This is a genomic window from Variovorax sp. 20P10.2.4, assembly GCF_058244205.1.
The window spans coordinates 1-23,573 of the sequence record NZ_JBZAYE010000049.1; the positions used below are offsets into that span (position 1 = coordinate 1).

Below are 23,573 nucleotides of genomic sequence, written 5' to 3' on the forward strand. Positions count from 1 at the left end.
CGCGCACCGGCTCGCCGCGCGCGCGCATCTGCTGCGCGCAGGCCTGCACGAACAGCCGCACGAAGTCGGCGCCCGCGGCCGGGCCCATGCCGCCCAGGATGCCTACGACCTGCGTGGAGACCATGTCCTTGTTTCCGCTCGAAGTCCGGCTCAGGTCGCCGGCTTGTCGCTGAATTCCTTGAGGTTGTCCTTGAGCTGCGGGCTCATCGGCAGGTTCAGCGGCAGGTTCTTCGGCGGGATCGGCGACATGAACCACTTGGTGTAGAGCTTCTCGAACTCGCCGCTCTTCATCATGCCGATGAAGGTGTCGTCGACCAGCTTCTTGAAGGCCGGGTCGTCCTTGGGCAGCATGCAGGCATAGGGCTCGACCTGCAGCGACTCGCCCACCACCTCGTAGTCGGCCGGGTTCTTCGAGTTGGCGATCAGGCCGAACAGCAGGATGTCGTCCATCGCGAAGGCGACGGCGCGGTCGCTCTCCACCAGCAGGAAGGCGTCGGCGTGGTCCTTGCCGAGCACGATGTTCATGTCGAGGTTCTTCTCGGTGTTGTACTTGCGCATGACCAGCGCGTTGGTGGTGCCGGTGGTGCTGGCCACGGTCTTCTTCGCGAGGTCGGCGTAGTCCTTGATCTTCGAGGACTTCTTCACCAGCAGGCGTGTGCCCGTGTAGAAGTGGTTGACCGCGAAGGACACGTCCTTGCCGCGCGCGGTGTTGTTGGTGGTGGAACCGCACTCGAGGTCGATGGTGCCGTTGGTGATCAGCGGGATGCGGTTCTGCGAGGTCACCGCCATCAGCTGCACCTGCAGGTTCGGCTTGTTGAGCTTCTTCTTCACCGCCTCGACCACCGCGTTCGACATCTCGACCGCGAAGCCGATCGGCTTGTTGGGGCCGTCGAGGTAGCTGAACGGCACCGACGACTCGCGGTAGGCCAGCGTGATCTTGCCGGACTCGGCGATCTTGGCCAGCGTGTCGGCGGCCTGGGCGCCGGTGGCAGCGAGCAGGACCGTGGCGGTGGCGGCCATCAATGCGGAGAGTTTCATGCGTGCCTTCTTCGAGGGAGGTTGAACAGGAGGACCAGTGTAAGAAAGAGTGACTCAGGACGGCAATTCCAATAGCGGGCTGGGCCATACCCAAAGGTTATGGGCAGGGAAAACCCGGGCGGCACCCGATTCCGAAGCGCCGCGGCGGGGCATGCCCTTTGGCTATGGGCCACGCCTCTTTTTGCATTTCCGCGCCGGCGGCGGCACGCCTACAGTCGAGGCTCACCCTTCCCTCCCCTTCCCTTTCCGTTCCCGAAAGTTGCCTCTCATGCATGTGTGCGTGCTCGGCGCCGGCATCGTGGGCCTGGCCACCGCCTGGCAACTCGAACGCCAGGGCCACCAGGTCAGCGTCGTCGATCGCGCGGCGCCCGGCGCGGGCGCGAGCGGCGGCAACGGCGCGCAGCTCAGCTACTCGTACGTGCAACCGCTGGCCGATCCCGCGATCTGGCGGCAGCTGCCGAAGCTGCTGCTCTCGCCCAGCTCGCCGCTCAAGCTGCGCCCGCAGCTCGATCCGCTGCAATGGCGCTGGGGCTTGGCCTTCCTCGCGGCCTGCAATGCGCGCACCTCGCGCGACACCACCGAAAAACTGCTGGCGCTCGCAGCCGAGAGCCGCGCCGGCTTCGAGGCCATGCAGGCCGACGCCGCGCCCGATTGCGACTTCTCGGCCACCGGCAAGCTGGTGCTGTACGCGAGCGAAGCCTCGCTGGCCGGCGCGCGCGCCCAGCTCGAACTGCAGCGCACCATGGGCAGCGAACAGCGCATCGTGCGCCCCGACGAATGCGTGGCCATCGAGCCCGCGCTCGCCGACTACGCGCGCGGCATCGCGGGCGCGGTCTACACGCCCAGCGAATGCGCGGCCGACTGCCTCAAGGTCTGCGCCGAGCTGATGCGGGTGCTGCGCGCGCGTGGCGTGCGCTTCGAGCTCGGCACCGAGGCCCGGGGCTTCGCGCAGAGCGGCGGGCGCATCGCCGCGGTGCGCACGGCCGCGGGCGACATCGAGGCCGATGCCTTCGTGATGGCACTCGGCACCGCCTCGCACAAGCTCGGTCGCACGCTCGGCGCCTACCTGCCGGTCTATCCGCTCAAGGGCTACAGCATCACGCTCGACGTCGACCCGGCGCCGGGCGCGGCACCGACCGTGAACGTGACCGACAGCGCGCGCAAGGTGGTGTTCGCGCGCATCGGCTCGCGCCTGCGCGTGGCGGGCATGGCGGAACTGGTGGGGCACGATGCGAGCATTCCCGCGACGCGCATCCAGACCCTGGCCGAGGCCACGCGCGCCGTGTTCCCGCACGCGAGCCGGCTGGCCGAGCTGCATCCCTGGACCGGCATGCGCCCGGCCACGCCCACCGGCCTGCCGATCGTCGGGCGGCTCGAGGGCGCGCCTTCGAACATGCTGTTCAACACCGGCCACGGCGCGCTGGGTTTCACGCTGGCCTTCGGGTCGGCGCGGCGCGTCGCGGCCGCGCTGGCCGCCTGAAACGCTAGACCCCCGCCTCCACGATCGCCTGCTGCATGCAGCGCGTGATGCCGCGCACCGCGACCGAATCGGGCCGGCCCGTGAAGCGCAGCGCGCGGATCGGCACCGGGATCTGCGGTTCGAGCGTGAGCACGTCGACCTTGGAGGTATCGGCCGAGCGCGCGGTGCAGCCGTCGACCAGCGCCACGCCCAGGCCGTGGTGCGCCATCGCCAGCGCCGCGTGGTAGGTCTGCACCGTGACCACCGCCTGGTGGAAGCCCACGCCGGCCTGGCGGCAGGCCTGGCTCAGGCTGGTGCCCACCGGGTCGCGACTGTCGAGGCCGATCACCGGCCGCTCGGCCAGGTCGTGCAGCGCCACCGAGCCGTTGCGCACCAGCAGGCGCGGCAGCATGCCCTTGGGCGCGATGCAGACCATGCGGCTGTCGGCCAGCGTCTCCTGCGTGAGCGAGGGATGCACGGCCGGGCTGAACACGAAGCCGACGTCGGCCTCCTGCAGCAGCAGCGCCGACATGATCTGCGGCGAATGCAGCGACTCCACGCTGATCGCGTAGCCCGGATGCTTCTCGCGGAAGGCCTTGAGGGCGCGCGGCAGGATCTCGTAGCTCAGCGCCAGCACGCTGAGGATGCGCAGCTCGCCGGTGTCGGCGCCCGCGCGCAGGTTGGCCGCGAGCCGCTGCACCTCGTCGAGCTGCGCGAACAGCCGCTCGATGTGCGGGTACAGCGTGAGCGCCTCGGTGGTCGGCGTGAGCCGCCCCTTGGCGCGCTGGAACAGCGGAAAGCCCAGCTGCAGCTCGGCATGCTGCAGCGTGCGGCTGACGGCCGGCTGCGTGATGTTGATGAGCCGCGCCGCCGCGCTCACGCTGCCCGTGAGCATGATGGCGTTGAAGACCTCGATGTGGCGCAGCCGCATGGCGGGGTCAGCGCACGTTGGTCTTGCCGCGCGCGATGTCCATCACCATGCGCGTGGCCAGGTACAGCCGCGGCTCGATGGAATCGATCAGCACGTACTCGGCATCGGCCGAGTGCGCGCCGAAGCCCTGCAGGCCGAAGCGCTCGATCACCGGCGCCTGGGTCTTGAGCGAGGCGAAGGCCGCGTCGGTGCCGCCGCCGGCGGCCTTGTCGTCGGCGCCCAGCGGGCGGCCGAGCTCGTCCTTGTAGATCGACTGCGCATGCTGGGCGAGCGCGCGCGAGGCATCGGTGGCCTCGAGCGGCGGACGGCGGCGCTCGAACTTGAGCTCGACCTTGGCCTCGGGGATCAGCTGCTTCTTCACGCGCTCGTTGACCTGCTGCTCGATGCGGTCGTAGTCGGCGACCTTGAGCACGCGCACGTCGGCGCCCGCGGTGGCCGAGGCCGGGATCACGTTGCGGTTGCTGCCCGACTTCGAGATCGTCCAGTTCATCTTGAGGCCGGTGGCCGGGTCGGACAGGTCGCGCATCTGCAGGATCTGGTGCGACAGCTCGTAGAGCGCGTTCACGCCGAGCTCGGGCGCCGAACCGGCGTGCGAGGCCTTGCCGCTCACGTTGAGCGTGACCGAGGCGATGCCGGCGGTGGCCAGCGAGAGCTTGTCGTCCTTGACCGAGGCGCCCTCGAAAGAGAGCACTGCATCGTGCTCGCCACCCAGGCGCGTGAGCAGCGCACGCGAGCCGGGCGAGCTGATCTCCTCGTCGCCGTTGATCAGCACCGTGAGCGTGCCGTACTCCTTGAACTTGAGCGCCTGCAGCATCGCCACCGCATGGAGGATGACGGCCACGCCCTGCTTGTCGTCGGCGATGCCCAGGCCGTAGGCCTTGTCGCCCTCGACACGGAACGGCTGCTTGTTGAGCATGCCGATGGTGTAGACCGTGTCCATGTGGGCGATCAGCATGATCTTCTTCGTGCCCGTGCCCTTGAAGGTGGCGCGCACCACGCGGCCGATCTTCTCAGGCGTGTCTTCCATGCGGTAGGCCTCGGCGCTCGGGTCGATCAGCTCGACCTCGCCGCCGAGCGCCTTGAGCTTCGACGCGATCAGGTCGGAGATCTTCTCCAGGCCCTCGAGGTCGCGGCTGCCGGACTCGATGGCCACCAGTTGCGAGAGCGAATCGAGCAGCGGCTGCTTCTGCGCGGCGGCGAGTTCGGCGATGCGCGCGTCGGGCGCGGCGGCTGCCGTGGCGGCGGCACCGGCCAGCAGCATCGGCAGCAGTGCGCGCGCGAAGAAGCGGGAGGGGTGGAAGTGCATGTTCTGGTCTCCTGACGATGATGACGGTCGAATGGCGGATTCAAGCATGGGCGCGGTCGCGATGCGACCCTCTCATTCGCGCACGAGCCGGACGCCGAGATGCATGATGCGTGCCTCGCAATAGATGGCGCCCTCGCGGCTCAGCACCCAGGCGCTGATCGATGCACGGGCTGTCGATGTCTCCGGGCTCCCGTTGCAGACGGTGGAAGACCACTGGCCCGCGCGCGACGCCTCCTTGCCCTGTGCCGGAAAGTCCGAGGGCGGCAGTTCGAAGCGATCGGCCTCTCGCCGCGCGAGGCTGTTGACTTCCTTGATCGTGGGCAGGCGCCAGCCCGCCTGCTCGCTGGCGCGCTGCAGGGCCTGCACGTAGTCGTAGCGCTTCGCGCTCCAGGTGCAGCGCTTGCCGTTCCACGTCTGCGGCTCCTCGCAGCGGCGCCACACCAGGCCGGTGTGGCGATCCTCGACCGCGCCGCCGGCCACGCCGCGCTCGTCGGGCAGTTCGCGCCAGCGCCCGGCCTTCGGCGCCTCGGGGCCGCGCACCAGGCGCACGAAGAGCGGCGGCTCGCGCGACATGTCGGGGTCGCAGTCGTAGACGAAGCCGTTCGCGAAGTTCACGCACCACGGGCTCGTGGGATCGCGCATGTCGGAGGTCAGGTAGAGGGCTGGCACGGTGTTCGGAAACCAGCGCGCGTCGATGACCGACTGCTCGGCCAGCGGCCGGTCGGGGCGCACCTCGGGCACGCGTTCCTTGCCCAGGTCGACCAGGCCGTGCAGCTCGGCCACGGTGGGCAGACGCCAGTCGGCGTAACCGCACAACCGGCTCGCATTGACCTGCGCCACGTAGGCCATGGCGTCGGCGGGCCGGCCGTTGTCGCGCTTGCCCTCCCAGACCAGGCCCGACACGCGGTCGCGCACGCAGGCTGTTCTCGGTTGGCCCGGCACGGCCTCGTAGGCCAGCGGACCCGCGCCCTGCCGGCCGTCCTGCTTGGGAACCAGGGCCAGCGGGCCGGCATCGGTGCAGGCCTGGGGCGTGGGCCAGCCTTCCTTCGTCAAGCCCAGGCACACGCGCACGCCGGTGGGCGGCACCTTGGCCGGCGCGGGCTGCGCGGCCGCGGGCGACGCGATGCACGCGATGAGAACGGCCGCCGCGACGAAGGCCCGCACCAGGCTCAATGCGCCTTGTCCCAGTTCGGCCCCACGCCGATCTCCGCGAGCAGCGGCACCTTGAGGTCGGCCACGCTGGCCATGATGCGCGGGATCTCGGTGCGCACCCATTCGATCTCAGCCTCGGGCACCTCGAACACCAGTTCGTCGTGCACCTGCATGATCATCTTCGTGCCGCGCTTCTCGGCGTCGAGCACGTCCTGCACCTTGACCATGCTGAGCTTGATCAGGTCGGCCGCCGTGCCCTGCATCGGCGCGTTGATGGCCGCGCGCTCGGCGCCGCCGCGGCGCGGGCCGTTGGGCGAGTTGATCTCGGGCAGGTACAGGCGCCGGCCGAACACGGTCTCGACGTAGCCCTGCTCCTTGGCCGAGGCCTTGGTCTCGTCCATGTAAGCCTTCACGCCCGGATAGCGCGCGAAGTAGCGCTCGATGTAGGAGGCCGCGGCCTTGGTCTCGATGCCGAGGTTCTTCGCCAGGCCGAAGCTGCTCATGCCGTAGATCAGGCCGAAGTTGATGACCTTGGCGTAGCGGCGCTGCTCGCTCGACACCTGGTCGGGCGTGGAGCCGAACACCTCGGCCGCGGTGGCGCGGTGCACGTCGATGCCTTCGGTGAAGGCGCGCAGCAGCGATGCGTCGCCGCTGATGTGGGCCATGATGCGCAGCTCGATCTGCGAGTAGTCGGCGCTCGCGATCACGCTGCCCGCGGGCGCCACGAAGGCCTCGCGCACGCGCCGGCCTTCGGGCGTGCGGATCGGGATGTTCTGCAGGTTGGGGTCGTTGCTCGACAGGCGCCCGGTGACGGCCACGGCCTGCGCATAGTGCGTGTGCACGCGGCCGGTGCGCGGATTGGCGAGCTGGCCGAGCTTGTCGGTGTAGGTGCCCTTGAGCTTCGACAGGCCGCGGTGCTCGAGGATCTTGGCGGGCAGCGGATAGTCCTCGGCCAGCTTCTCGAGCACTTCCTCGTCGGTGCTGGGCGCGCCGCTCGGCGTCTTCTTGACCACCGGCAGGCCGAGCTTGGTGAAGAAGATCTCGCCGATCTGCTTGGGCGAACCGAGGTTGAAGGGCTGGCCCGCGATGTCGTAGGCCTCCTGCTCGAGCGCCATGATGCGCGTGCCGAGTTCGTGGCTCTGCGCCGCGAGCGTGGCGCTGTCGATCAGCACGCCGTTGCGCTCGATGCGGTAGAGCGCCTCGCTCGAATCCATCTCGAGCTGGTAGATGAAGCGCAGCTTCTCGTTCGTTTCGAGCTGCGGCCACAGCGTGCCGTGCACGTCGAGCGTCTGGTCGCTGTCCTCGCACGAATACTCGGCCGCCTTGGCGATGTCGACCTGGCTGAACGAAATCTGGTGCACGCCCTTGCCGCAGAGGTCCTCGTACGAAATGCCGCTGCGGCCCAGGTGGCGCTCGGCCAGGCTGGCCAGGCCGTGCGGCCGGTGCACCTCGAGCACGTAGCTCTGCAGCATGGTGTCGTGCGCGTAGCCCTGCACCTCGATGCCGTGGTTGGCGAACACGTGGCGGTCGTACTTGATGTGCTGGCCGAGCTTCTTCTTCGCGCCGTTCTCGAGCCAGGGCTTGAGTTTGGCGAGCACCTCGTCGATCGGCAGCTGCGCGGGCGCGTCGGGGTAGTTGTGCGCGAGCGGGATGTAGGCCGCCTCGCCGGGCTTCACGCTGAAGCTGATGCCGACGATCTGCGCCACCATCTCGTCGAGCGAGGTGGTCTCGGTGTCGATGGCCGCGAGCTCGGCGGCCTCGAGGCGCGCGAGCCAGCCGTCGAACTGCTCCCAGGTGAAGATGGTGTCGTATTGGAGGTTGCTCGCGGGCGCGGCGGCCTCCATCGCGGCGCCTTCCTCGGACGGCTCGTCGAACAGGCCGCTCTGGTCGTCGTTGGCCTTGGCCGCCTTCGAGGCCTTCTTCTTGATGTTCTCCTCGATCAGCTCGGGCGGCACTTCCTGCGCCTCGAGCGACTTCACCAGGCTCTTGAAGCCGAACTTCTCGTAGAAGGGCTTGAGCTCGCCGGTCTGCGGCGCGCCCACGGGCAAGCCTTCGAGCGAGGGCAGGCCATCGACGTGGCCGGCCAGGTCGCAGTCGGTGCGGATCGTCACGAGCCTGCGGCTCAGCGGCAGCTTGTCGAGCGCCTTGCGCAGGTTCTCGCCGGCCGCGCCCTTGACCTCGGCCGCGCGCTCGACCAGCGCGTCGAGCGAGCCGTATTCGAGCAGCCACTTGGCAGCAGTCTTCGGGCCGACCTTCTCGACGCCGGGCACGTTGTCGACCGAGTCGCCCACCAGCGTCTGGTAGTCGACCATGAGGTTCGGCGGCACGCCGAACTCGGCCGTGACGCCGGCCACGTCGCGCTTCTTGCCGTTCATCGTGTCGATGATGGTGATGTGCTCGTCGACCAGCTGGCTCAGGTCCTTGTCGCCGCTGGAGACGATCACCTCGATGCCCTGCGCGGCCGCCACCTTGGCGAGCGTGCCGATCACGTCGTCGGCCTCCACGTCGGGCACGCTGAGCACCGGCCAGCCCAGCAGCTTGACCACCTCGTGGATGGGGTCGATCTGGCTGCGCAGGTCGTCGGGCATCGGCGAGCGGTTGGCCTTGTACTCGGGATACCAGTCGTCGCGGAAGGTCTTGCCGGGGGCATCGAAGATGCAGGCCGCGTAGTCGGCGCGCACCTCGCGTCGCAGCGCCGTCATCATGTTGATCATTCCCCGGATCGCGCCCGTGGCCGGGCTCTTCGGATCGCCGGGCACGGCCCGCAGGTCGGGCATGGCGTGGAAGGCGCGATAGAGGTAGCTCGATCCATCGACGAGCAGCAGCGTTTTCTTGTCGGTCATCGGGGCATTTTGCCTGCCTCCACGACCGCCCGAATGTCCTTGCGGACCACGCCGCCACGGGCCCTGCGACGACAACCCCGATACGGCGCGCCGCCTACAATCCATGCATGCCCGACTCCACACTCCTGGTTGCCCGCCGCCTCCTGCTGGCGCTGGCCCTCGCCACCCCCCTCGCCGCCGTGCAAGCGCAGAACGCGCCCGCGGCGGCACCGGCTGCAGCGGATCCCTCGCTACAGAATCAGGAGCAGCAGGCCGACGGTCGGCGCAACCAGAAGATCGAGCACCTGCACACCGAGGACAGCGGCGCCTCGGTCGACGAGGTCCGCTACGGCGGCCGCACGCAGAGCATCAACGTGACGCCCAAGGCCAACATGCCCGGCTACCAGGTGCTGCCGAACGATCCGTCCGGCGCGCGTCCCAACGCGGCCGACGGCCCCGCGGGCACCTCGCCCCGGGTCTGGAACGTCATGAAGTTCTGACCGTGCGACGCATCGCAGCGGCAGCCGCATCCCAACCGCGCTGAGGGCGCTTTCCATGGCAGTCTTTACCGAAGTCGAATTCGGCGAGGCCGACGCGCTCGTGCAGCGCCTCGGCCTGGGCCCCCTGCGCGAGTTGCGCGGCATCGAGGGCGGCATCGAGAACACCAACTACTTCGCCACCACCGAGTCGGGCGAGTACGTTCTCACGCTGTTCGAGCGCCTGAGCGCCGAGCAGCTCCCCTACTACCTGTGCCTGATGAAGCACCTGGCCGCGCGCGGCCTGCCGGTGCCCGAGCCGGTGGCCGATCCGGCCGTGCAGGCGATCGACGCCCAGAACACGCACCCGCTGTCGGTGCCGGCCAACGCGCCCTGCGAGCTGCTGCTCAAGGTGGCGGGCAAGCCGGCCGCGGTGGTGCGCAAGCTGGCGGGCCGCAGCGAGCTCGCGCCGGGCGCCGCGCATTGCGCCGAACTCGGCGCGCTGCTGGCGCGCATGCACCTGGCGGGTCGCGACTTTCCGCGCATCCAGCCCAACCTGCGCGGCCTGCCGTGGTGGAACGACACGGTGCCGGTGGTGCTGCCCCACATCGACGAGGCCCAGTCGGCCCTGCTGCGCGGCGAGCTCGCCTACCAGAACCACGTGGCCGAGTCCTCGGCCTATGCCGCCCTGCCGCGCGGGCCGGTGCATGCCGACCTGTTCCGCGACAACGCGATGTTCGAGACCGGCCACGAAGAAGGTGCCGCTCCGCGCCTGACCGGCGTGTTCGACTTCTACTTCGCCGGCACCGACACCTGGCTGTTCGACCTCGCCGTGTGCCTCAACGACTGGGCGATCGACCTGCCGACCGGCCGCCACGACGAGGAACGCGCCGAGGCGCTGCTCGCCGCCTACGAGGGCGTGCGCCCGCTCAACGCCTCGGAACGCGCCCTGCTGCCCGCGATGCTGCGCGCCGCGGCGCTGCGCTTCTGGATCTCCCGCCTCTGGGACTTCCACCTGCCGCGCGAGGCCAGCATGCTCAAGCCCCACGATCCGACGCACTTCGAGCGCGTGCTGCGCGAGCGCGTGCGGCACCCGCATGTCATGGCCCGCGCCCTCGAGCCCGTGGCCGCCTGACCCGTACCCCATGAAACTCCACCTCGTGCCGGCCAAGACCGGCGCCCAATGGGTCCGCCTCGGACTCAAGACCTTCTGGCGGCAACCGCTGGCCTTCGTGTCGCTGTTCTTCCTGCTGATGGCGCTGATCTCGACGCTGTCGGTGGTGCCGCTGCTGGGCAGCGTGCTGGCGCCGGTGCTGCTGCCCTTCATGACGCTGGGGCTGATGGTCGCCACCTCGGTGGCCTACGCCGACGAGCAGGCCGGCGGCAACGGACAGGCCGGCGCGCGCCGGCCCACCGGCTCGGCGATGTTCGTCGAGGTCTTCGCCGCGCTGCGCGCCGAATGGCGTCCGCTGGTGGTGCTGGGCCTGATCTCGGCCGTGTACTTCGTGCTCGCGGTGCTGGCCACCGCGCTGGTCGACGGCGGCCAGCTCGCGCGCGCCTACCTGCTCGACGAGGCGCTCTCGCCCGAGGTGCTGGCCAGCAGCGAGTTCCAGGTCGCGCGCATGGTCCACCTGTGCCTGAACCTGCCGCTGTCGCTCGCGATGTGGCATGCGCCCGCGCTGGTGCACTGGCACCGCGTGGAGCCGGTGAAGAGCATCTTCTTCAGCATCGTGGCGCTGTTCCGCAACTTCGGCGCCTATGCGCTGTTCGGCATCGCCTGGTTCGGCGTGTTCCTGCTGGCCGGCATCGCGGTCGGCCTGATCGCCACCGTGCTGGTGGGCGTCGGCGCCGTGGGCGCGGGCTCGGGCGCCACCGCGATCGGCACCGTGCTGATCGTGGGCACGGCGCTGGTGCTGGCGGCGATGTCGCTGGCCTCGACCTGGTTCACCTTCCGAGACAGCTTCGACCCGAACTGAGCCGGGCCGCGCCGCGCCGCGGCTCAGACCGGCGTGAGCTTGGCCACCGACAGCGCCAGCCACTTCACGCCGTGGCGCGTGAACTTGACCTGCGCGCGCGCATCGTCGCCGGTGCCCTCGAGCGCGGTCACCGTGCCTTCGCCGAACTTGTTGTGGAACACCTGCATGCCCGAGCGCAGGCCATGCGAGGGCGCGCTCTTCTGCGGCGGCACCGGCGGGCTCGCGAAGGTCTCCTTGGCGGCGCCGCCGCCATAGGCCTTGCCGCCGCCGTAGCCACCGCCACCCGCGCCCCGCGTGCTGCCGTAGCCGTTGCCATAACCGAAGGCCGAGTTGCCGAAGGCCTGGTTCTTGGGCGTGAGCCACTTGAGCGCGCCCTCGGGCAGCTCATCGAAGAAGCGGCTCTTGACGTTGTAGCGGGTCTGGCCGTGCAGCATGCGGGTCTGCGAGTGGCTCAGGTACAGCCGCTTGCGCGCGCGCGTGATCGCGACGTACATCAGGCGGCGCTCCTCCTCGAGGCTCTCGTAGTCGCTCATCGAGTTCTCGTGCGGGAACAGGCCCTCTTCCATGCCGGTGATGAACACGCAGTCGAACTCGAGGCCCTTGGCGGCGTGGACCGTCATCAGCTGCACCGCGTCCTGCCCGGCCTGGGCCTGGTTGTCGCCCGACTCGAGCGCCGCGTGCGTGAGGAAGGCCGCGAGCGGGCTCAGCGTTTCGCCGGTTTCGGCGTCGGGCGCCAGCGGCTCGTCGAGCAGCGGACGGCCCGGGTCGATGCCCTGGCTCGCGGGCGACTGGCGCAGCTCGTCGACCGGCAGCGCCACCGCATCGCGGCCGAAGCCTTCCTGCGTGACGAAGCTCTCGGCCGCATTCACCAGTTCCTCCAGATTCTCGATGCGGTCGGCGCCTTCGCGGTCGGCACGGTAGTGCTCGACCAGGCCGCTGTGGTCGAGCACCAGCTCGATGATCTCGCGCAGGCTCGCGCCCTGCGTTTGTTCGCGCAGCACGTCGATCTTGGCGACGAAGGCCGTGAGGTTGGAGCCGGCCTTGCCGCCGACCGCGTGCACCGCGTCGTGCAGCGAGCGACCCGCGGCGCGCGCGGCGTCCTGCAGCTGCTCGAGCGTGCGCGCGCCGATGCCGCGCGGCGGGAAGTTGACGACGCGCAGGAAGCTGGTGTCGTCGTCCTTGTTCTCGAGCAGGCGCAGGTAGGCCAGCGCATGCTTGATTTCGGCGCGCTCGAAGAAGCGCAGGCCGCCGTACACGCGGTACGGCACCGAGGCATTGAACAGCGCGGTTTCGATCACCCGGCTCTGCGCATTGCTGCGGTAGAGCACGGCCATCTCCTTGCGGTCGATGCCGTCGCGCACCAGCTGGCGCATCTCCTCGACCATCCACTGCGCCTCGGCGAGGTCGCTCGAGGACTCGTAGACGCGCACCGGCTCGCCCGGACCCTGGTCGGTGCGCAGGTTCTTGCCCAGGCGCTTCTTGTTGTGGCTGATGAGCTCGTTGGCCGAGTCGAGGATGTTGCTGTAGCTGCGGTAGTTCTGCTCGAGCTTGATCTGGTGGCGCACGTCGAACTCGCGCACGAAGTCGGCCATGTTGCCCACGCGCGCGCCGCGGAAGGCATAGATGCTCTGGTCGTCGTCGCCCACGGCCACCACGCTGTTCTCGCCCGGCACGAACTGGCCCGCGACGGTGTTGCCCGCGAGCATCTTGATCCAGGCGTACTGCAGCCGGTTGGTGTCCTGGAACTCGTCGATCAGGATGTGGCGGAAGCGCCGCTGGTAGTGCTCGCGCACCGGTTCGTTGTCGCGCAGCAGCTCGTAGCTGCGCAGCATCAGCTCGCCGAAGTCGACCACGCCCTCGCGCTGGCACTGCTCCTCGTAGAGGCGATAGAGCTCGACCTTCTTGCGGTCGTCCTCGCTGCGGATCTCGACCGCGTCGGGACGCAGGCCGTCTTCCTTGGCGCCCGCGATGAACCACTGCGTCTGCTTGGCGGGAAAACGCTCGTCGTCGACGTTGAACTGCTTCATCAGCCGCTTGATGGCCGAGAGCTGGTCCTGCGTGTCGAGGATCTGGAAGGTCGACGGCAGGTTGGCCAGCTTCCAGTGCGCGCGCAGGAAGCGGTTGCACAGGCCGTGGAAGGTGCCGATCCACATGCCGCGCACGTTGACCGGCAGCATCGCCGTGAGCCGCGTCATCATCTCCTTGGCGGCCTTGTTGGTGAAGGTCACGGCCAGGATGCCGCCGGCGGACACCTGGCGCGTCTGCAGCAGCCAGGCGATGCGGGTGGTGAGCACGCGGGTCTTGCCCGAGCCGGCGCCCGCGAGGATCAGCGCGTTGCCGGCCGGCAGCGTGACGGCTGCGAGCTGCTCGGCGTTGAGGTTGTGCAGCAGCGGCAGGTCGACCGGCGGCGGGGTGCGGTCATCGGCCGCGAATTCTTCAAACATCCGTCGATTGTAGAAACCACGGCGTATGCGGGTTATATGAAGTTCCGGAAGACCTCCCCACGGGAGGCTGCGTAGAATCAATCACCGGGCCCAAGTTTTTGTGCCCGGTTTTTTGTGCGCGTCGCCCGCCCCCGCAGGGGCTTTCGCAGCGACGCCGCCGAAGCCGGCCAGACCAAGCGCTCACTCGTTTTCAACGACTTCCTCCAGGAGCTTGGTTTCATGCAAATCTTCGATTACGACAACATCCTGCTGCTGCCGCGCAAGTGCCGCGTGGAGAGCCGCTCCGAGTGCGACACCAGCGTCACGCTCGGCGGCCGCAGCTTCCGCCTGCCGGTGGTACCGGCCAACATGAAGACGGTGGTGGACGAGTCCATCTGCCTGTGGCTGGCGCAGAACGGCTACTTCTACGTCATGCACCGCTTCGACCTCGACAACGTCGCGCTCGTGAAGCGCATGCAGGGCCATGGCGTGTTCGCCTCGATCTCGCTGGGCGTGAAGAAGGCCGACTACGACACGGTCGACCAGCTCGTCGCGCAGGGCCTGGTGCCCGAGTACGTGACGATCGACATCGCGCACGGCCATGCCGACAGCGTGAAGAACATGATCGGCTACCTCAAGCAGAAGCTGCCCGCGACCTTCGTGATCGCCGGCAACGTCGGCACGCCCGAGGCGGTGATCGACCTCGAGAACTGGGGCGCGGACGCGACCAAGGTCGGCATCGGCCCGGGCAAGGTCTGCATCACCAAGCTCAAGACCGGCTTCGGCACCGGCGGCTGGCAGCTCAGCGCGCTCAAGTGGTGCTCGCGCGTGGCGACCAAGCCGATCATTGCCGACGGCGGCATCCGCGACCACGGCGACATCGCCAAGAGCGTGCGCTTCGGCGCCTCGATGGTGATGATCGGCTCGCTGTTCGCGGGCCACGAGGAATCGCCGGGCCAGACGGTCGAGGTCGACGGCGCGCTGTTCAAGGAGTACTACGGCTCGGCCAGCGACTTCAACAAGGGCGAGTACAAGCACGTCGAAGGCAAGCGCATCCTCGAGCCCATCAAGGGCAAACTGGCCGACACGCTGGTCGAGATGGAGCAGGACGTGCAGAGCTCGATCAGCTACGCGGGCGGCCGCACGCTGATGGACATCCGCAAGGTCAACTACGTCACGCTGGGCGGCGACAACGCCGGCGAACACCTGCTGATGTAGGTCTTCAAGCCTCGAGCAGCTGCACTGCGAGCCGGTGCAGCCGGTGCGAGGAATCGGCCAGCGCGTCGACCACGCCGAAGTGATCGAGCCCGGGCAGCACCTCGCACACTGGCACCGCTCGCGAGCCCCAGGCCTCGCGGATCATCGCGTTGTGGCGGATGAATTCCTCGCTCTCGTTGCCGCCCGCCACCGCGTAGAGCAGTCCGCGCTTCGGCGCGGGCCAGTGCGCGGGGCTCGCGCGGCGCACGTCCTCGTCGCTGAGTCGCAGCACCTGCTCGAGGAAGGGCGTGCGCTGCAGCGGCGCGAGGTCGTACAGGCCCGAGATCGACAGCGCATTGCGCACCAGGTGTTCGGGCAGGTCGGGCGCCACGGCCTTCCAGTCGCAGGCCAGCAGCGCCGCCGCCATGTGGCCGCCGGCCGAATGCCCCGCCACCGTGATCCGCGCGGGATCGCCGCCGTGCGCCGCCACGTTGCGCCAGGTCCATGCGAGCGCGCGCACCATCTGCAGCACGATGCCCGGCACCGTCACGGGCTGCTCGGGCGTGCCCGGGCACAGCGCGTAGTTCGGCTGCACCACGCAGATGCCGCGGTCGTTGAACGCGGGCGCGATGAAGGAATGGTCCTTCTTGTCCATCGCGCGCCAGTAGCCGCCGTGGATGAAGACCAGCACGGGCGCGTCGGGCACCGGCGCCGGGAACACGTCGAGCGTCTCGTTGACGCCCTCGCCGTAGCGCAGGTCGATGCGGCTCGGCAGCGTGTCGCGCGCCGCGGCGGATTCGCGCGCCCAGCGCGCGAAGTACGCCGGGTGTTCCTTCACCCGCGCGAGGTTGTTGTACATGCCTTCGAGCCAGGCGGGATCGCGTGTGGGGGCCATGGTGGTGCCGGGAGCCGGTGCTGTTCCTGAAAGGCGCGCATCTTGGCATGCGGCGAGCACGCCATCGCGGGTTCCGGCTAAAATTCGCGTCGCGTTGGGGGGGTAGCTCAGCTGGGAGAGCGCCGCGTTCGCAATGCGGAGGTCGTGAGTTCGATCCTCATCCTCTCCACCAACCGACAAAAAAGGGCCTTGGCATCCGCCAAGGCCCTTTTGCTTGGGGCGCTGTGCGTCAGTCGAGCGCCAGGTGCTGGCCGTGCAGCGCCGCCGCGCCGGGCGACGCGAGAAAGCCGATGGTCTGCGCGGCGACCGCGGTCGACACCCATTCGGCCGGGTTTGCATCGGGCATCGCCTGCCGGTTGGCCGGCGTGTCGAGCACGCTCGGCGCCACGCTGTTGATATTGACGCCATGCGGCGCCGCCTCGGCCGCCATCGCCTCCACCAGCCGCTGCAGCGCGCTCTTCGACGCAATGTACGACGCCATGGCGGGCAGGCCGCGTGCCGCGACCTTCGCCGTCACCGCGACGATGCGGCCGGCGCGGCGTTCGATCATCGAGGGCAGCAATGCCTGTGTCACGGCCACGAAGGACCATGCGTTGAGGTTCATCATCCGGTCCCAGCTCTCGCGCGTGAGCGCGTGCGTCGCCTCGCCCATCTCGAAGCCGCCGGCGATGTGCACCAGCGCGTCGACGCGGCCGAAGGCCTTGAGGATCTGTTCGGACAGGCCGGCCATGGACGAGGCCGAGGTCACGTCGCCGGCCAGCAGCAGGTGCTGCGAGTTGTCGAGGCCCGGGAACACCTCGGCCAGGCGCCCGGCGTGGTGGTCGATCAGCGCGGCGCGCGCGCCCTGCGCGAGGAAGTGTTGTGCAACGGCGCGTCCGAGTGCGCCCGCGGCGCCCGTGATCACGACATGCGGCGCGGTGTTTGCATCGCTCATGGAAGTTCTCCTGAATGGGAAAGAGAGGGGGCGAACCCCTTCGTCGGTGCCGAATGCTAATCCGCCACACACGTTCCACTCAAAAATTTTGAGAAACCTGAATTTCTACGCTATACTCGCAGACTTGCCTGAAAACGAATATGTTTTCAACGCAAGGGCTCTTAGCTCAGTTGGTAGAGCAGCGGACTCTTAATCCGTAGGTCGAGTGTTCGAGTCACTCAGGGCCCACCACCAACACTGAAAACGGTCGAAATCCTTCTGGGTTTCGGCCGTTTTTCTTTGTGCGTCCGTACTGCTTGCCTTGGCGCGGGTGGCAGGCCCGCCGGACCTGCCACGATCGATGCTCAATGCACCGGTGTTACTTGGGCGAGTAGGTCATCTTCGTCGCGACCATCGGCGACTTCGGATCGACACCCTTGAGCAACTGGCCGCGATAAGGTCCTTCGGCCGCCAGCCAGAACTCCTTGGTGGCCGACGGGCCGACCAGCGAACCCAGCGTCAGCTTCAGCGTGAACTTGCAGGTGCTGAACGTGCCCAGCGGCGTCTCCAGCTTTTCGCGACCGCTGTAGCTGAGTTCGCCCTTCGCGGGCAGCGTACGCGTCGAGACCACGCTGCCATTGGAGGTCTCGGTCTTGGTCACGGAGGACTCCTTGCTCACGACCTGCCCGGGCTTCATGTCGATCGGGAACGAGAACGGAGGCTCGAACACCTGCGACGCGTAGCCTGTGTACTCCCGGGGCACGATGGCGGGAAGCTTCATGTCGTCGGCGAACTTGTCATCGATCTTGCTGTGGTACGAGGTCGACTTTCCATAGAGGAAGAGATTGCCGCCGACCAGGTCCTTGTATTCCTTCTTGACGATGCGCTGCTCGAAGGCTGGAGAGGCACTGACCTCCGTGCCGACGTTGAAGGCCACCGGCGTGGCACCGGCAAAGGCCTCGCGCCCTTCGGTCACGCTCTTCCGGCGGAAGGAATCGGCCGCGGGGTCCTTGCCGGGCGCGACCGCCTCGAACTCGAGCAGCGTGCCTTCGCGGAAATCGGCTTCGTTGAAGCAGGGCGCGGAGCTCTCGGCCTGCGGGTCCGGTGCGGGCGCTGGTGCCGGCGCGGGTGCCGACGCCATGGGCAGCAACGGAAAGCCTCCGCCCCCTCCCCCACCGCCCCCACAGGCCGACATTGCCGCAGCCGCGGCTGCGATGGAAAGCAGGCGCGCACCCGACATCCTGCTGAAATCTGCGCTTCTCATGACTTCTCCCTTGTGTGACAACAACCGACAAAGAAACTTGCAGTTGTCACGGAAGAATACGTTTGACCCTCGCGGGCGCACACCTCCTTACGGAGGAATAAGTCACGTGGCCCAAATCAAGGTGCTGAACGATCGTGAACCACGTCGCAGCGATTCGGCGTCGCCACACAGCACGCGCATTCACGCGAAGGCCTCAAGCCGCAGATCGCCGCGCCAGCCAGTCGGAGGCATAGGCCGCCAGCAACGCCTGCCTGTCGACCACCTCCGCCTCGAGGTACTGCCGCGCATGCGCCTGCGCGACCTCGCTCGCGAGGAACCAGCGCTCGCGCTCGCCGCTGCCCAGCGGCGGCGGCGTACCCCACGTGGCGCCGTCCTCGCCGCGGAAGGCTTCGGTGATGGGCAGCCGGCCGCCCGTCATGCCGATCTCCGACAACATGCTGCGCGGGCCATCGAGCTCGATGCGCACCCGCAGGTCGTCGCCGTCGACCTCGATGACCGCACCGAGTCCACCCACCTGATGCACCCGCCACAGCTGCGCCGGCGAGGCACTGCGGATCCAGTTCTGCAGCGCGGCCTTCAGCGCCTTGAGGATGATTTCCTTGTTCATTTCCGCACTATTTCACATTTTTGGATGACGGCTGCATCGCCGATCCTGCCCCTGCAGTGGCGGCTCCCGTGCCGCATGGCATCTTGCTGTTGCTGTCACACAGCGCCCTACAACAATGACCACAGGGACCAGAAACCGAAGCCAGAAAGCTCGTTGCCACACCCGCCTCGGCGGGTATTTTTTTGTCCGCGCGCGAACCGGCGGAACCCCGTCCGATGAGCCGCCACCCGGGTGGCTTTTCGGGCCTACGCTATATTTCCGCCCCATGGAAAAGGCTCCCGACATCGGCAAACCCACCGTGCCCATCGACCTGATCGGGCCGGAGCACTGGCAGCGCTCCAGGCGCAGCAACGGGCGCACCGCCAAGGTCCTCTTCGCGATCGTCGGCGGCCTCGCGGCAGCCGGGGCGATCGCCTACCGCTACTTCGGACTCGGCCGCTGAACGGCGCCAATGCAAAGGCCCGCTGTCCGCGAGGACAGCGGGCCTTTGCATTGGCGCCGGTTCATTGCAGCCGCGACCCCTTCGGCAGCCGCCTGGCCAGCCATTCGTGCACGTCGGCGCGGATGTGGCGGCCCTCGAGCAGGAAGTTCTCGAAACGGCTCGGCACGTACGGCAGGTACACGAGCGGCATGCCGGCTTCCTCGGGCGTGCGCGCGGCCTTGCGGCCGTTGCACGCGGCACAGGCTGTCACGAGATTGGTCCAGCTCCAGGCACCGCCGCGCGATGCCGGCAGCACGTGCTCGCACTGCAGCACCTGTTCCGGGAACACGCCCGCGCAGTAGGCGCAGGTATGGCGGTCGCGGCGCAGCAACTTGCGCTTGGTGAGGCCGGGCACGACATCGAAGAGGTTGATCTTCGAGGCACCGCGCAGCGCGATGATCGGCGCCACCTCGATGCGCGACTGCACGCCGCGCGCCACGTTGAAGCCGCCGCGCATGGTGGCCAGCGGCGCGTCGCCGTCTTCCCAGGCCACGTCGTCGCAGGCGTAGTGCAGCACCGCCTGCTCCAGCGAGACCCAGGCTTGCGGCGTGCCCTGGATGTCGAGTTGCAGGACGTGTGAATGCATGGCTCGCCTCCTTTCGCGGCGATGTCGAACGATGGTCGAAAAGTCTGGGGTACACGAACGGAATCGAACCGTCGTCAGCGGGATCACAACCCGCGGCTCTGCCATTGAGCTACGCGCACCATGGAAAAACGAAAGAAAGAAAGAAAGATCCGCTACCACTCACCGACTTCGCGCACGCGCTGGTCGAGGTCGAGCTGATCGAGCCGCAGCTCGCGCAGCGAACCCGACTCGCGCAGGACATCGGTCTTGCGACCGAAGCCCAGGCGCCGCGCCAGCGCGGACACGAAGGGCTTGCGCGCCGGCGCGGGATGCACGGCGATCATGCGGATGGGGCTGTTGCGCTTGCGCATGCGATGACTCCTTGTTGTATGGGTTGAGCGATGTGGTGACAGCATTGGCGTTCCGCAGGGGACTCGAACCCCTGGCTTCCTCTTGGGGCCTGTTAACACTATGCAAGGGGTCGCGAAGCTCGCCAGAGCCCGCCCATCAAGGCGCGTGACGACGCGTGTGCGTCCGCACACGCTAGGAGCGCAACGCCGAGGGGCGGGCTCTGGCGAGCTTCCCTCCGGGTTGCCCCGCAAAGGGGCCGTCTGCGGCGTTGCCCGCGCTTGCAAGGCGGACGCCTTGCTGCGCGCGGGCGCCTTGCATCCAGCCCCTTTGCGGGGCAACGCGACCCCTTGCATAGTGTCAACAGGCCCCAGACAGGGAGGCACTCTGGCCGCTGAGTTAGCGGAACGTGATCGAGGAAAAGGCGCTTTCCATTTCGGTTGTGTCCTCACGCGACAGGCCCCGCGCTCTCGCTCGAGGCCCCGTGCGACATCGCTGCACAGGAGTGGTCCACGCTCCTGCACATCCCGCCAGACCGTCCACGCGGCTGATCCTGGCGGTGTGGTGAAGGCACACCCGAAATGGCGAAGCTGCGCGCCGATCCAGTGACGGCTGCGCCTCGCGGCAAGTTGTGGAAGAACATCGGCGGCATCCGGAGACACCACCGCCACGGCACGATCGCCGCGAACGCGAACCGCATCGGGATGCGGCGACGAAAAACAAAAAGGCCCGGAACCTTTCGGTGTCCGGGCCTCTGGTAAGAGAGCTGGGGAGGGCAAGCGCCTAAGCGCAACCTCCACCCGGTGGCAGTCGATCCTCGAATGCATCAACGCGCGCTTTCGCGTGGTTCGGCGAATGCATGGCGTACGAGCGACCCAGGTTCGTGGCGGGCGACGGCAGGTCGAATCCTTTGCTGAAACCCGCGCGCACGAGCGCCCGGCCCGAGACGGGTCGAATGCTGGAGAGTTGGCGTGCGGTGTTCACGATGGGACCTTGGTTGAAGCTGTCGCGCTTTGAAAAAGGGTGGAGGGATCGGGCCTCTCGCGGCCTGGGCCTGCGATTGCCTTGCACTGTAAATAGTCTTTACGAGGGCGTCAACAACCGGGACAATCTTTTTTTGTCTTGTTGTTGTTTTTGAACAGTGCCCAATCTCACCGTCGCACGCCGCCGCAATGTGCTCGCGCTGCATCGCCGCTTTCTCGAAGCGTCCGTGGCCGCCGGCCTGCCCGCCAAGGGGCTCGACCAGGCCTTCGCCCGGAAGATCGAGGTGTCGCCGAGCATGTGGAGCCAGATCAAGAGCGCGCGGCCGATCGGCGACAACCTCGCGCGGCAGATCGAGCGGCACTGCGAGGTCGAGGCCGGCTGGCTCGACCGGGAAGACCGCCCTTCCGAAGTGCCCGACGAGGCCGAGGAGCGCTTCGTCGCGCTGGCGCGCGAGGCCTGGCGCACCGCCAATGCCAAGGGCAAGCGCGAACTCGCTGGCTGGCTCAAGAAAAAGATCGCCGAAGCTGCTGCACCCGTCGCTGCGGACAAGAAATAACCCCGGAAGCTCAGGCCGCAAGCGCCGTCTCCATCGACTCGGCGTCGCCGTACTCCGCGGGGTACATCCCCCGCAACCACCACTCGACCCCGCTCAGCTGCGCCTCGAGCGACAGACCATCGAGGGCCAGGGCCCGCAGCGCCCGCATCGAGCGGAAGCCGATCAGGCCATCGATGCCGCCGATGTCGTGCCCCAGGCGGATCAGGCCGCTCTGCAGGCGCGCCTCGTCGGCGTTGTGGATGAACAGGTCGTGCGGCAGGCCGGCCGCGAGGGTCGCGCTGGCCACCATCGCGAGGTACGGCGTCCTGAACAGGCCCGTGGGCTTCGACGCATGCTGGTCGTACACGCGCTGATGGCTGCCGCGGCATTCGAAATGCCAGGCCTCGCTGAGCGCCGGGTCGGGCGTGCGGTGGATCGGCACCACGCCGAAGCCGCGCGCCAGCGCCCAGAACTCGGCCAGCGGCAGGCGCAGCGCGCCAAGGTCGACGTCGAACGCACGACCGGCCTCGTGCATGCCGTCGCCCGTGCAGGCACCGAAGGACGATGGCCGGCCGGACTCGGCGGTCCGGTCATGGAACAGGTCGGACAGCAGCAGGCGACCGCCGCGGCGCTCGACCTCCTTGCGGATGCCGGCGAGCGCGCGCCGCGTGTCGGGCGTGCACCAGGCCATCGGCCGCGGCAGCGCGAGCCACAGGCCTGCCACCTTGTAGATCGAGGGCACATCGATCGAAACCAACCGTCCCGGCATGAGCGCTTTCTTTTTGGAAGACTGCAACGCGCCGCACGCGGGCCCCACGAGCCCTGCTGAACGGCATGCGGGGATTGGAGTTCATCGCCGTGCCGCGCGCATGCCCCAATTGGGGGAGAACGCCGCGCGGCGCTACCGGAGGTCGACGCTCGGCCAGTCGAAGCGCTGCCGGGTCGTGCCCTCCTCGAGCACCAGCAGGTCGGTCGACAGCGCGGCCGTCCATCCCCCGGCGTGCCGCTCGAAGCGCAGCAGGCCATAGCCCGATCCGCGCTGCGGCAGTTCGCCATCGATCGCCTCGAGGCGCAACGTGCGGCCGCCCGGCAATGGCAGGGCCTCGTCGAGCCAGAGATCGCCGGGCGAGCAGTTGGCATAGGGCAGGGGCGCGTAGAAGGCCGGCGCGAGCATCACCGCACCGACGCGCTTGCCATCCACCGTGACCGCACCCGAGAAGCTCAGGTGGTAGTCGCCCGAGATGCAGGCGAAGCGCCCCGGCACCGCATCGGCCAGTTGGCCCAGCAGCTCGGCGCGCTCGGCCGGTGCGGCCTGCATCGAGTCGGGCGGGCCGGGGTTCGCGGGATCGCAGCCCGGCACCAGCCCGGGCAGCAGCACGCTGCCCGTGAGCAGGCAATGGAAGGCGTCGCTGTGACGGCCCTCCTCCACCCAGGCATGGAAGGCCGCGCGTGCCTGGTCCGACAGCGTGCGCGCCGCGACCGGCTTGCCCGGCTCGCTGTGCTCCGCCGCCTTGCGCCAGCGCCGCGTATCGGCCACGAAGAAGCGCACGCCACCGCGCTCGTAGCGCGCGAAGCCGAAGCGGCGCATGCTCTCGGTGCCATGCATCAGCTGATAGGCGGTCAGCGCGCTCTTCGCGGCCCGCAGTGCATGCGCCTCGCGCAACTGGCTGTAGCCGCAACGCGCGAGATGCGGCTTGAACAGCGAGCGGGCCAGCGGGTAGTTGTCGGTGAACTCGTGGTCGTCCACCGTGCACACCGACGGCACCCGCGCCAGCAGCTTCTGCAGCGCGGGCCGCGCGAAGGCCCGCTGGTGGCGGTCGGTGTAGCGCTCGACCGGGTTGGTCGAATCGATGATGCCGCCGGTCGCATCGGCATAGATCTGGTCGCCCAGCATGAACAGCATCTCGGGGCCGCCCGGCCCCAGCCTGCGCACCGTCTTCAACAGCCGCTCGAACGAGGCCGAGGCCGGCTCGCTGTCGAAGGAGAAGCCCGGGTAGCTGCAGCTGCCGATGGCGATGCAGAGCGCGCCGTCGCGCTCGGCCAGCATGCGTTGCCTGAGGCGGATCCAGCGATGCTCCGCCAGCGGCGCATTGCGGCGCTGGTGCGACAGCGAGGCGGGAAAGGGCCCGCGCCCCACCTCACGCTCGCGCAGCGCCGCTTCGGCCGCGAAGCGGATCGAGCCCTGCAGCGCCATCAGCTCG

General features: G+C 68.5%; 21 protein-coding genes, 3 tRNA genes and 1 pseudogene. 9 read left to right on the forward strand and 16 right to left on the reverse strand.

Translation table 11 applies throughout. From position 1 onward, the window contains the following. Together AC27VN_RS07510 and AC27VN_RS07515 are read right to left on the reverse strand one after the other, a co-directional pair. Positions 1-124 (reverse strand): annotated as a pseudogene (locus AC27VN_RS07510) (aspartate racemase); the annotation flags it as partial. A gap of 26 nt (positions 125-150) precedes the next feature. After that, complete coding sequence (locus tag AC27VN_RS07515; protein ID WP_431512033.1) at positions 151-1,038, reverse strand: transporter substrate-binding domain-containing protein; 888 nt, start codon at positions 1,036-1,038, stop codon at positions 151-153. 268 nt (positions 1,039-1,306) lie between these two features. On the opposite strand from AC27VN_RS07515, the gene AC27VN_RS07520 reads away from it, so the two are divergent. Continuing rightward, positions 1,307-2,518, forward strand: coding sequence for a D-amino acid dehydrogenase (locus AC27VN_RS07520; RefSeq protein WP_490876127.1), 1,212 nt, complete (start codon positions 1,307-1,309; stop codon positions 2,516-2,518). Between the two features lie 4 nt (positions 2,519-2,522). Here AC27VN_RS07520 and AC27VN_RS07525 read toward each other — a convergent pair whose 3' ends face one another. The 4 genes from AC27VN_RS07525 to polA form a co-directional block, all read right to left on the reverse strand. Further along, positions 2,523-3,428 carry a LysR family transcriptional regulator gene (locus AC27VN_RS07525; protein ID WP_490876128.1) on the reverse strand — a complete coding sequence of 302 codons (906 nt, stop codon included), beginning with the start codon at positions 3,426-3,428 and terminating at the stop codon, positions 2,523-2,525. Positions 3,429-3,435: 7 nt separating this feature from the next. After that, entirely contained in the window at positions 3,436-4,734 is a 1,299-nt protein-coding gene (locus AC27VN_RS07530; RefSeq protein ID WP_490876129.1) for a M20/M25/M40 family metallo-hydrolase, read from the reverse strand. A gap of 72 nt (positions 4,735-4,806) precedes the next feature. Beyond that, complete coding sequence (locus AC27VN_RS07535; RefSeq protein WP_490876137.1) at positions 4,807-5,898, reverse strand: Lcl C-terminal domain-containing protein; 1,092 nt, start codon at positions 5,896-5,898, stop codon at positions 4,807-4,809. A 5-nt stretch (positions 5,899-5,903) separates the two neighbouring features. Next, positions 5,904-8,729, reverse strand: a complete 2,826-nt coding sequence (polA, locus tag AC27VN_RS07540; RefSeq protein WP_490876130.1) for a DNA polymerase I — start codon at positions 8,727-8,729, stop codon at positions 5,904-5,906. Positions 8,730-8,836: 107 nt separating this feature from the next. Here polA and AC27VN_RS07545 point away from each other — a divergent pair, with 107 nt between their 5' ends. The 3 genes from AC27VN_RS07545 to AC27VN_RS07555 are packed head-to-tail and all read left to right on the forward strand — an operon-like array spanning position 8,837 to position 11,160. Further along, a complete protein-coding gene (locus AC27VN_RS07545; protein WP_490876131.1) occupies positions 8,837-9,208 on the forward strand; it encodes a hypothetical protein in 372 nt (123 codons plus the stop codon). A 55-nt stretch (positions 9,209-9,263) separates the two neighbouring features. After that, positions 9,264-10,319 carry a homoserine kinase gene (locus AC27VN_RS07550; protein WP_398498418.1) on the forward strand — a complete coding sequence of 352 codons (1,056 nt, stop codon included), beginning with the start codon at positions 9,264-9,266 and terminating at the stop codon, positions 10,317-10,319. Positions 10,320-10,329: 10 nt separating this feature from the next. Further along, a complete protein-coding gene (locus AC27VN_RS07555) occupies positions 10,330-11,160 on the forward strand; it encodes a BPSS1780 family membrane protein (RefSeq protein ID WP_093349021.1) in 831 nt (276 codons plus the stop codon). Between the two features lie 23 nt (positions 11,161-11,183). On the opposite strand, the gene AC27VN_RS07560 is transcribed toward AC27VN_RS07555, so the two are convergent. After that, positions 11,184-13,604 carry a UvrD-helicase domain-containing protein gene (locus AC27VN_RS07560; protein ID WP_490876132.1) on the reverse strand — a complete coding sequence of 807 codons (2,421 nt, stop codon included), beginning with the start codon at positions 13,602-13,604 and terminating at the stop codon, positions 11,184-11,186. Positions 13,605-13,823: 219 nt separating this feature from the next. Between AC27VN_RS07560 and AC27VN_RS07565 the strand changes: the two genes are divergently transcribed. Continuing rightward, entirely contained in the window at positions 13,824-14,801 is a 978-nt protein-coding gene (locus AC27VN_RS07565; RefSeq protein ID WP_093349288.1) for a GMP reductase, read from the forward strand. Between the two features lie 4 nt (positions 14,802-14,805). Here the strand turns inward: AC27VN_RS07565 and AC27VN_RS07570 are convergent, their stop codons facing one another. Continuing rightward, positions 14,806-15,675 carry an alpha/beta hydrolase gene (locus tag AC27VN_RS07570; protein ID WP_490876133.1) on the reverse strand — a complete coding sequence of 290 codons (870 nt, stop codon included), beginning with the start codon at positions 15,673-15,675 and terminating at the stop codon, positions 14,806-14,808. A 96-nt stretch (positions 15,676-15,771) separates the two neighbouring features. Between AC27VN_RS07570 and AC27VN_RS07575 the strand changes: the two genes are divergently transcribed. Continuing rightward, positions 15,772-15,847: transfer RNA gene (locus AC27VN_RS07575), tRNA-Ala, on the forward strand. 57 nt (positions 15,848-15,904) lie between these two features. On the opposite strand, the gene AC27VN_RS07580 is transcribed toward AC27VN_RS07575, so the two are convergent. Next, a complete protein-coding gene (locus tag AC27VN_RS07580) occupies positions 15,905-16,609 on the reverse strand; it encodes an SDR family oxidoreductase (RefSeq protein ID WP_208508841.1) in 705 nt (234 codons plus the stop codon). Positions 16,610-16,764: 155 nt separating this feature from the next. Between AC27VN_RS07580 and AC27VN_RS07585 the strand changes: the two genes are divergently transcribed. Continuing rightward, a tRNA-Lys gene (locus AC27VN_RS07585) sits at positions 16,765-16,840 on the forward strand. A 127-nt stretch (positions 16,841-16,967) separates the two neighbouring features. Here AC27VN_RS07585 and AC27VN_RS07590 read toward each other — a convergent pair. Both AC27VN_RS07590 and AC27VN_RS07595 read right to left on the reverse strand, forming a co-directional pair. Next, entirely contained in the window at positions 16,968-17,729 is a 762-nt protein-coding gene (locus AC27VN_RS07590; RefSeq protein ID WP_093349010.1) for a DUF3108 domain-containing protein, read from the reverse strand. Between the two features lie 316 nt (positions 17,730-18,045). After that, on the reverse strand, positions 18,046-18,459 hold the full coding sequence (locus tag AC27VN_RS07595; RefSeq protein WP_431512023.1) for a hypothetical protein: 414 nt from the start codon (positions 18,457-18,459) through the stop codon (positions 18,046-18,048). Positions 18,460-18,724: 265 nt separating this feature from the next. Here AC27VN_RS07595 and AC27VN_RS07600 point away from each other — a divergent pair, with 265 nt between their 5' ends. Next, positions 18,725-18,901, forward strand: coding sequence for a hypothetical protein (locus AC27VN_RS07600; RefSeq protein ID WP_296781609.1), 177 nt, complete (start codon positions 18,725-18,727; stop codon positions 18,899-18,901). Positions 18,902-18,962: 61 nt separating this feature from the next. Here the strand turns inward: AC27VN_RS07600 and AC27VN_RS07605 are convergent, their stop codons facing one another. The 3 genes from AC27VN_RS07605 to AC27VN_RS07615 all read right to left on the reverse strand — a co-directional run bounded on the left by AC27VN_RS07605 (position 18,963) and on the right by AC27VN_RS07615 (position 19,876). After that, the gene (locus AC27VN_RS07605; RefSeq protein ID WP_093349005.1) at positions 18,963-19,526 is read right to left on the reverse strand and encodes an HNH endonuclease; all 564 of its coding nucleotides are present in this window, start codon (positions 19,524-19,526) and stop codon (positions 18,963-18,965) included. A 45-nt stretch (positions 19,527-19,571) separates the two neighbouring features. Continuing rightward, positions 19,572-19,645 (reverse strand) — tRNA-His (locus AC27VN_RS07610). Positions 19,646-19,678: 33 nt separating this feature from the next. After that, positions 19,679-19,876 (reverse strand): hypothetical protein, encoded by a 198-nt coding sequence (locus tag AC27VN_RS07615; RefSeq protein ID WP_057590604.1) that lies wholly within the window; start codon positions 19,874-19,876, stop codon positions 19,679-19,681. Between the two features lie 1,118 nt (positions 19,877-20,994). Between AC27VN_RS07615 and AC27VN_RS07620 the strand changes: the two genes are divergently transcribed. Then, positions 20,995-21,393, forward strand: coding sequence for a hypothetical protein (locus AC27VN_RS07620; RefSeq protein WP_490876134.1), 399 nt, complete (start codon positions 20,995-20,997; stop codon positions 21,391-21,393). A gap of 10 nt (positions 21,394-21,403) precedes the next feature. Here AC27VN_RS07620 and AC27VN_RS07625 read toward each other — a convergent pair whose 3' ends face one another. Both AC27VN_RS07625 and AC27VN_RS07630 read right to left on the reverse strand, forming a co-directional pair. Then, the gene (locus AC27VN_RS07625; protein ID WP_490876135.1) at positions 21,404-22,141 is read right to left on the reverse strand and encodes a hypothetical protein; all 738 of its coding nucleotides are present in this window, start codon (positions 22,139-22,141) and stop codon (positions 21,404-21,406) included. Between the two features lie 132 nt (positions 22,142-22,273). After that, the coding region (locus AC27VN_RS07630) for an alkaline phosphatase D family protein (protein WP_490876136.1) at positions 22,274-23,573 on the reverse strand (1,300 nt) is incomplete at its 5' end.

Bases quoted from the DNA above. Each gene is read 5' to 3' on its own strand.
- AC27VN_RS07520 (WP_490876127.1), top strand. From the start codon at position 1,307: ATGCATGTGTGCGTGCTCGGCGCCGGCATCGTGGGCCTGGCCACCGCC.
- AC27VN_RS07595 (WP_431512023.1), bottom strand. From the start codon at position 18,459: ATGAACAAGGAAATCATCCTCAAGGCGCTGAAGGCCGCGCTGCAGAAC.
- AC27VN_RS07550 (WP_398498418.1), top strand. From the start codon at position 9,264: ATGGCAGTCTTTACCGAAGTCGAATTCGGCGAGGCCGACGCGCTCGTG.
- AC27VN_RS07605 (WP_093349005.1), bottom strand. From the start codon at position 19,526: ATGCATTCACACGTCCTGCAACTCGACATCCAGGGCACGCCGCAAGCC.
- AC27VN_RS07525 (WP_490876128.1), bottom strand. From the start codon at position 3,428: ATGCGGCTGCGCCACATCGAGGTCTTCAACGCCATCATGCTCACGGGC.
- AC27VN_RS07555 (WP_093349021.1), top strand. From the start codon at position 10,330: ATGAAACTCCACCTCGTGCCGGCCAAGACCGGCGCCCAATGGGTCCGC.
- AC27VN_RS07560 (WP_490876132.1), bottom strand. From the start codon at position 13,604: ATGTTTGAAGAATTCGCGGCCGATGACCGCACCCCGCCGCCGGTCGAC.
- polA (WP_490876130.1), bottom strand. From the start codon at position 8,729: ATGACCGACAAGAAAACGCTGCTGCTCGTCGATGGATCGAGCTACCTC.
- AC27VN_RS07515 (WP_431512033.1), bottom strand. From the start codon at position 1,038: ATGAAACTCTCCGCATTGATGGCCGCCACCGCCACGGTCCTGCTCGCT.
- AC27VN_RS07565 (WP_093349288.1), top strand. From the start codon at position 13,824: ATGCAAATCTTCGATTACGACAACATCCTGCTGCTGCCGCGCAAGTGC.
- AC27VN_RS07590 (WP_093349010.1), bottom strand. From the start codon at position 17,729: ATGGCGTCGGCACCCGCGCCGGCACCAGCGCCCGCACCGGACCCGCAG.
- AC27VN_RS07625 (WP_490876135.1), bottom strand. From the start codon at position 22,141: ATGCCGGGACGGTTGGTTTCGATCGATGTGCCCTCGATCTACAAGGTG.
- AC27VN_RS07615 (WP_057590604.1), bottom strand. From the start codon at position 19,876: ATGCGCAAGCGCAACAGCCCCATCCGCATGATCGCCGTGCATCCCGCG.
- AC27VN_RS07545 (WP_490876131.1), top strand. From the start codon at position 8,837: ATGCCCGACTCCACACTCCTGGTTGCCCGCCGCCTCCTGCTGGCGCTG.
- AC27VN_RS07580 (WP_208508841.1), bottom strand. From the start codon at position 16,609: ATGAGCGATGCAAACACCGCGCCGCATGTCGTGATCACGGGCGCCGCG.
- AC27VN_RS07570 (WP_490876133.1), bottom strand. From the start codon at position 15,675: ATGGCCCCCACACGCGATCCCGCCTGGCTCGAAGGCATGTACAACAAC.
- AC27VN_RS07600 (WP_296781609.1), top strand. From the start codon at position 18,725: ATGGAAAAGGCTCCCGACATCGGCAAACCCACCGTGCCCATCGACCTG.
- AC27VN_RS07530 (WP_490876129.1), bottom strand. From the start codon at position 4,734: ATGCACTTCCACCCCTCCCGCTTCTTCGCGCGCGCACTGCTGCCGATG.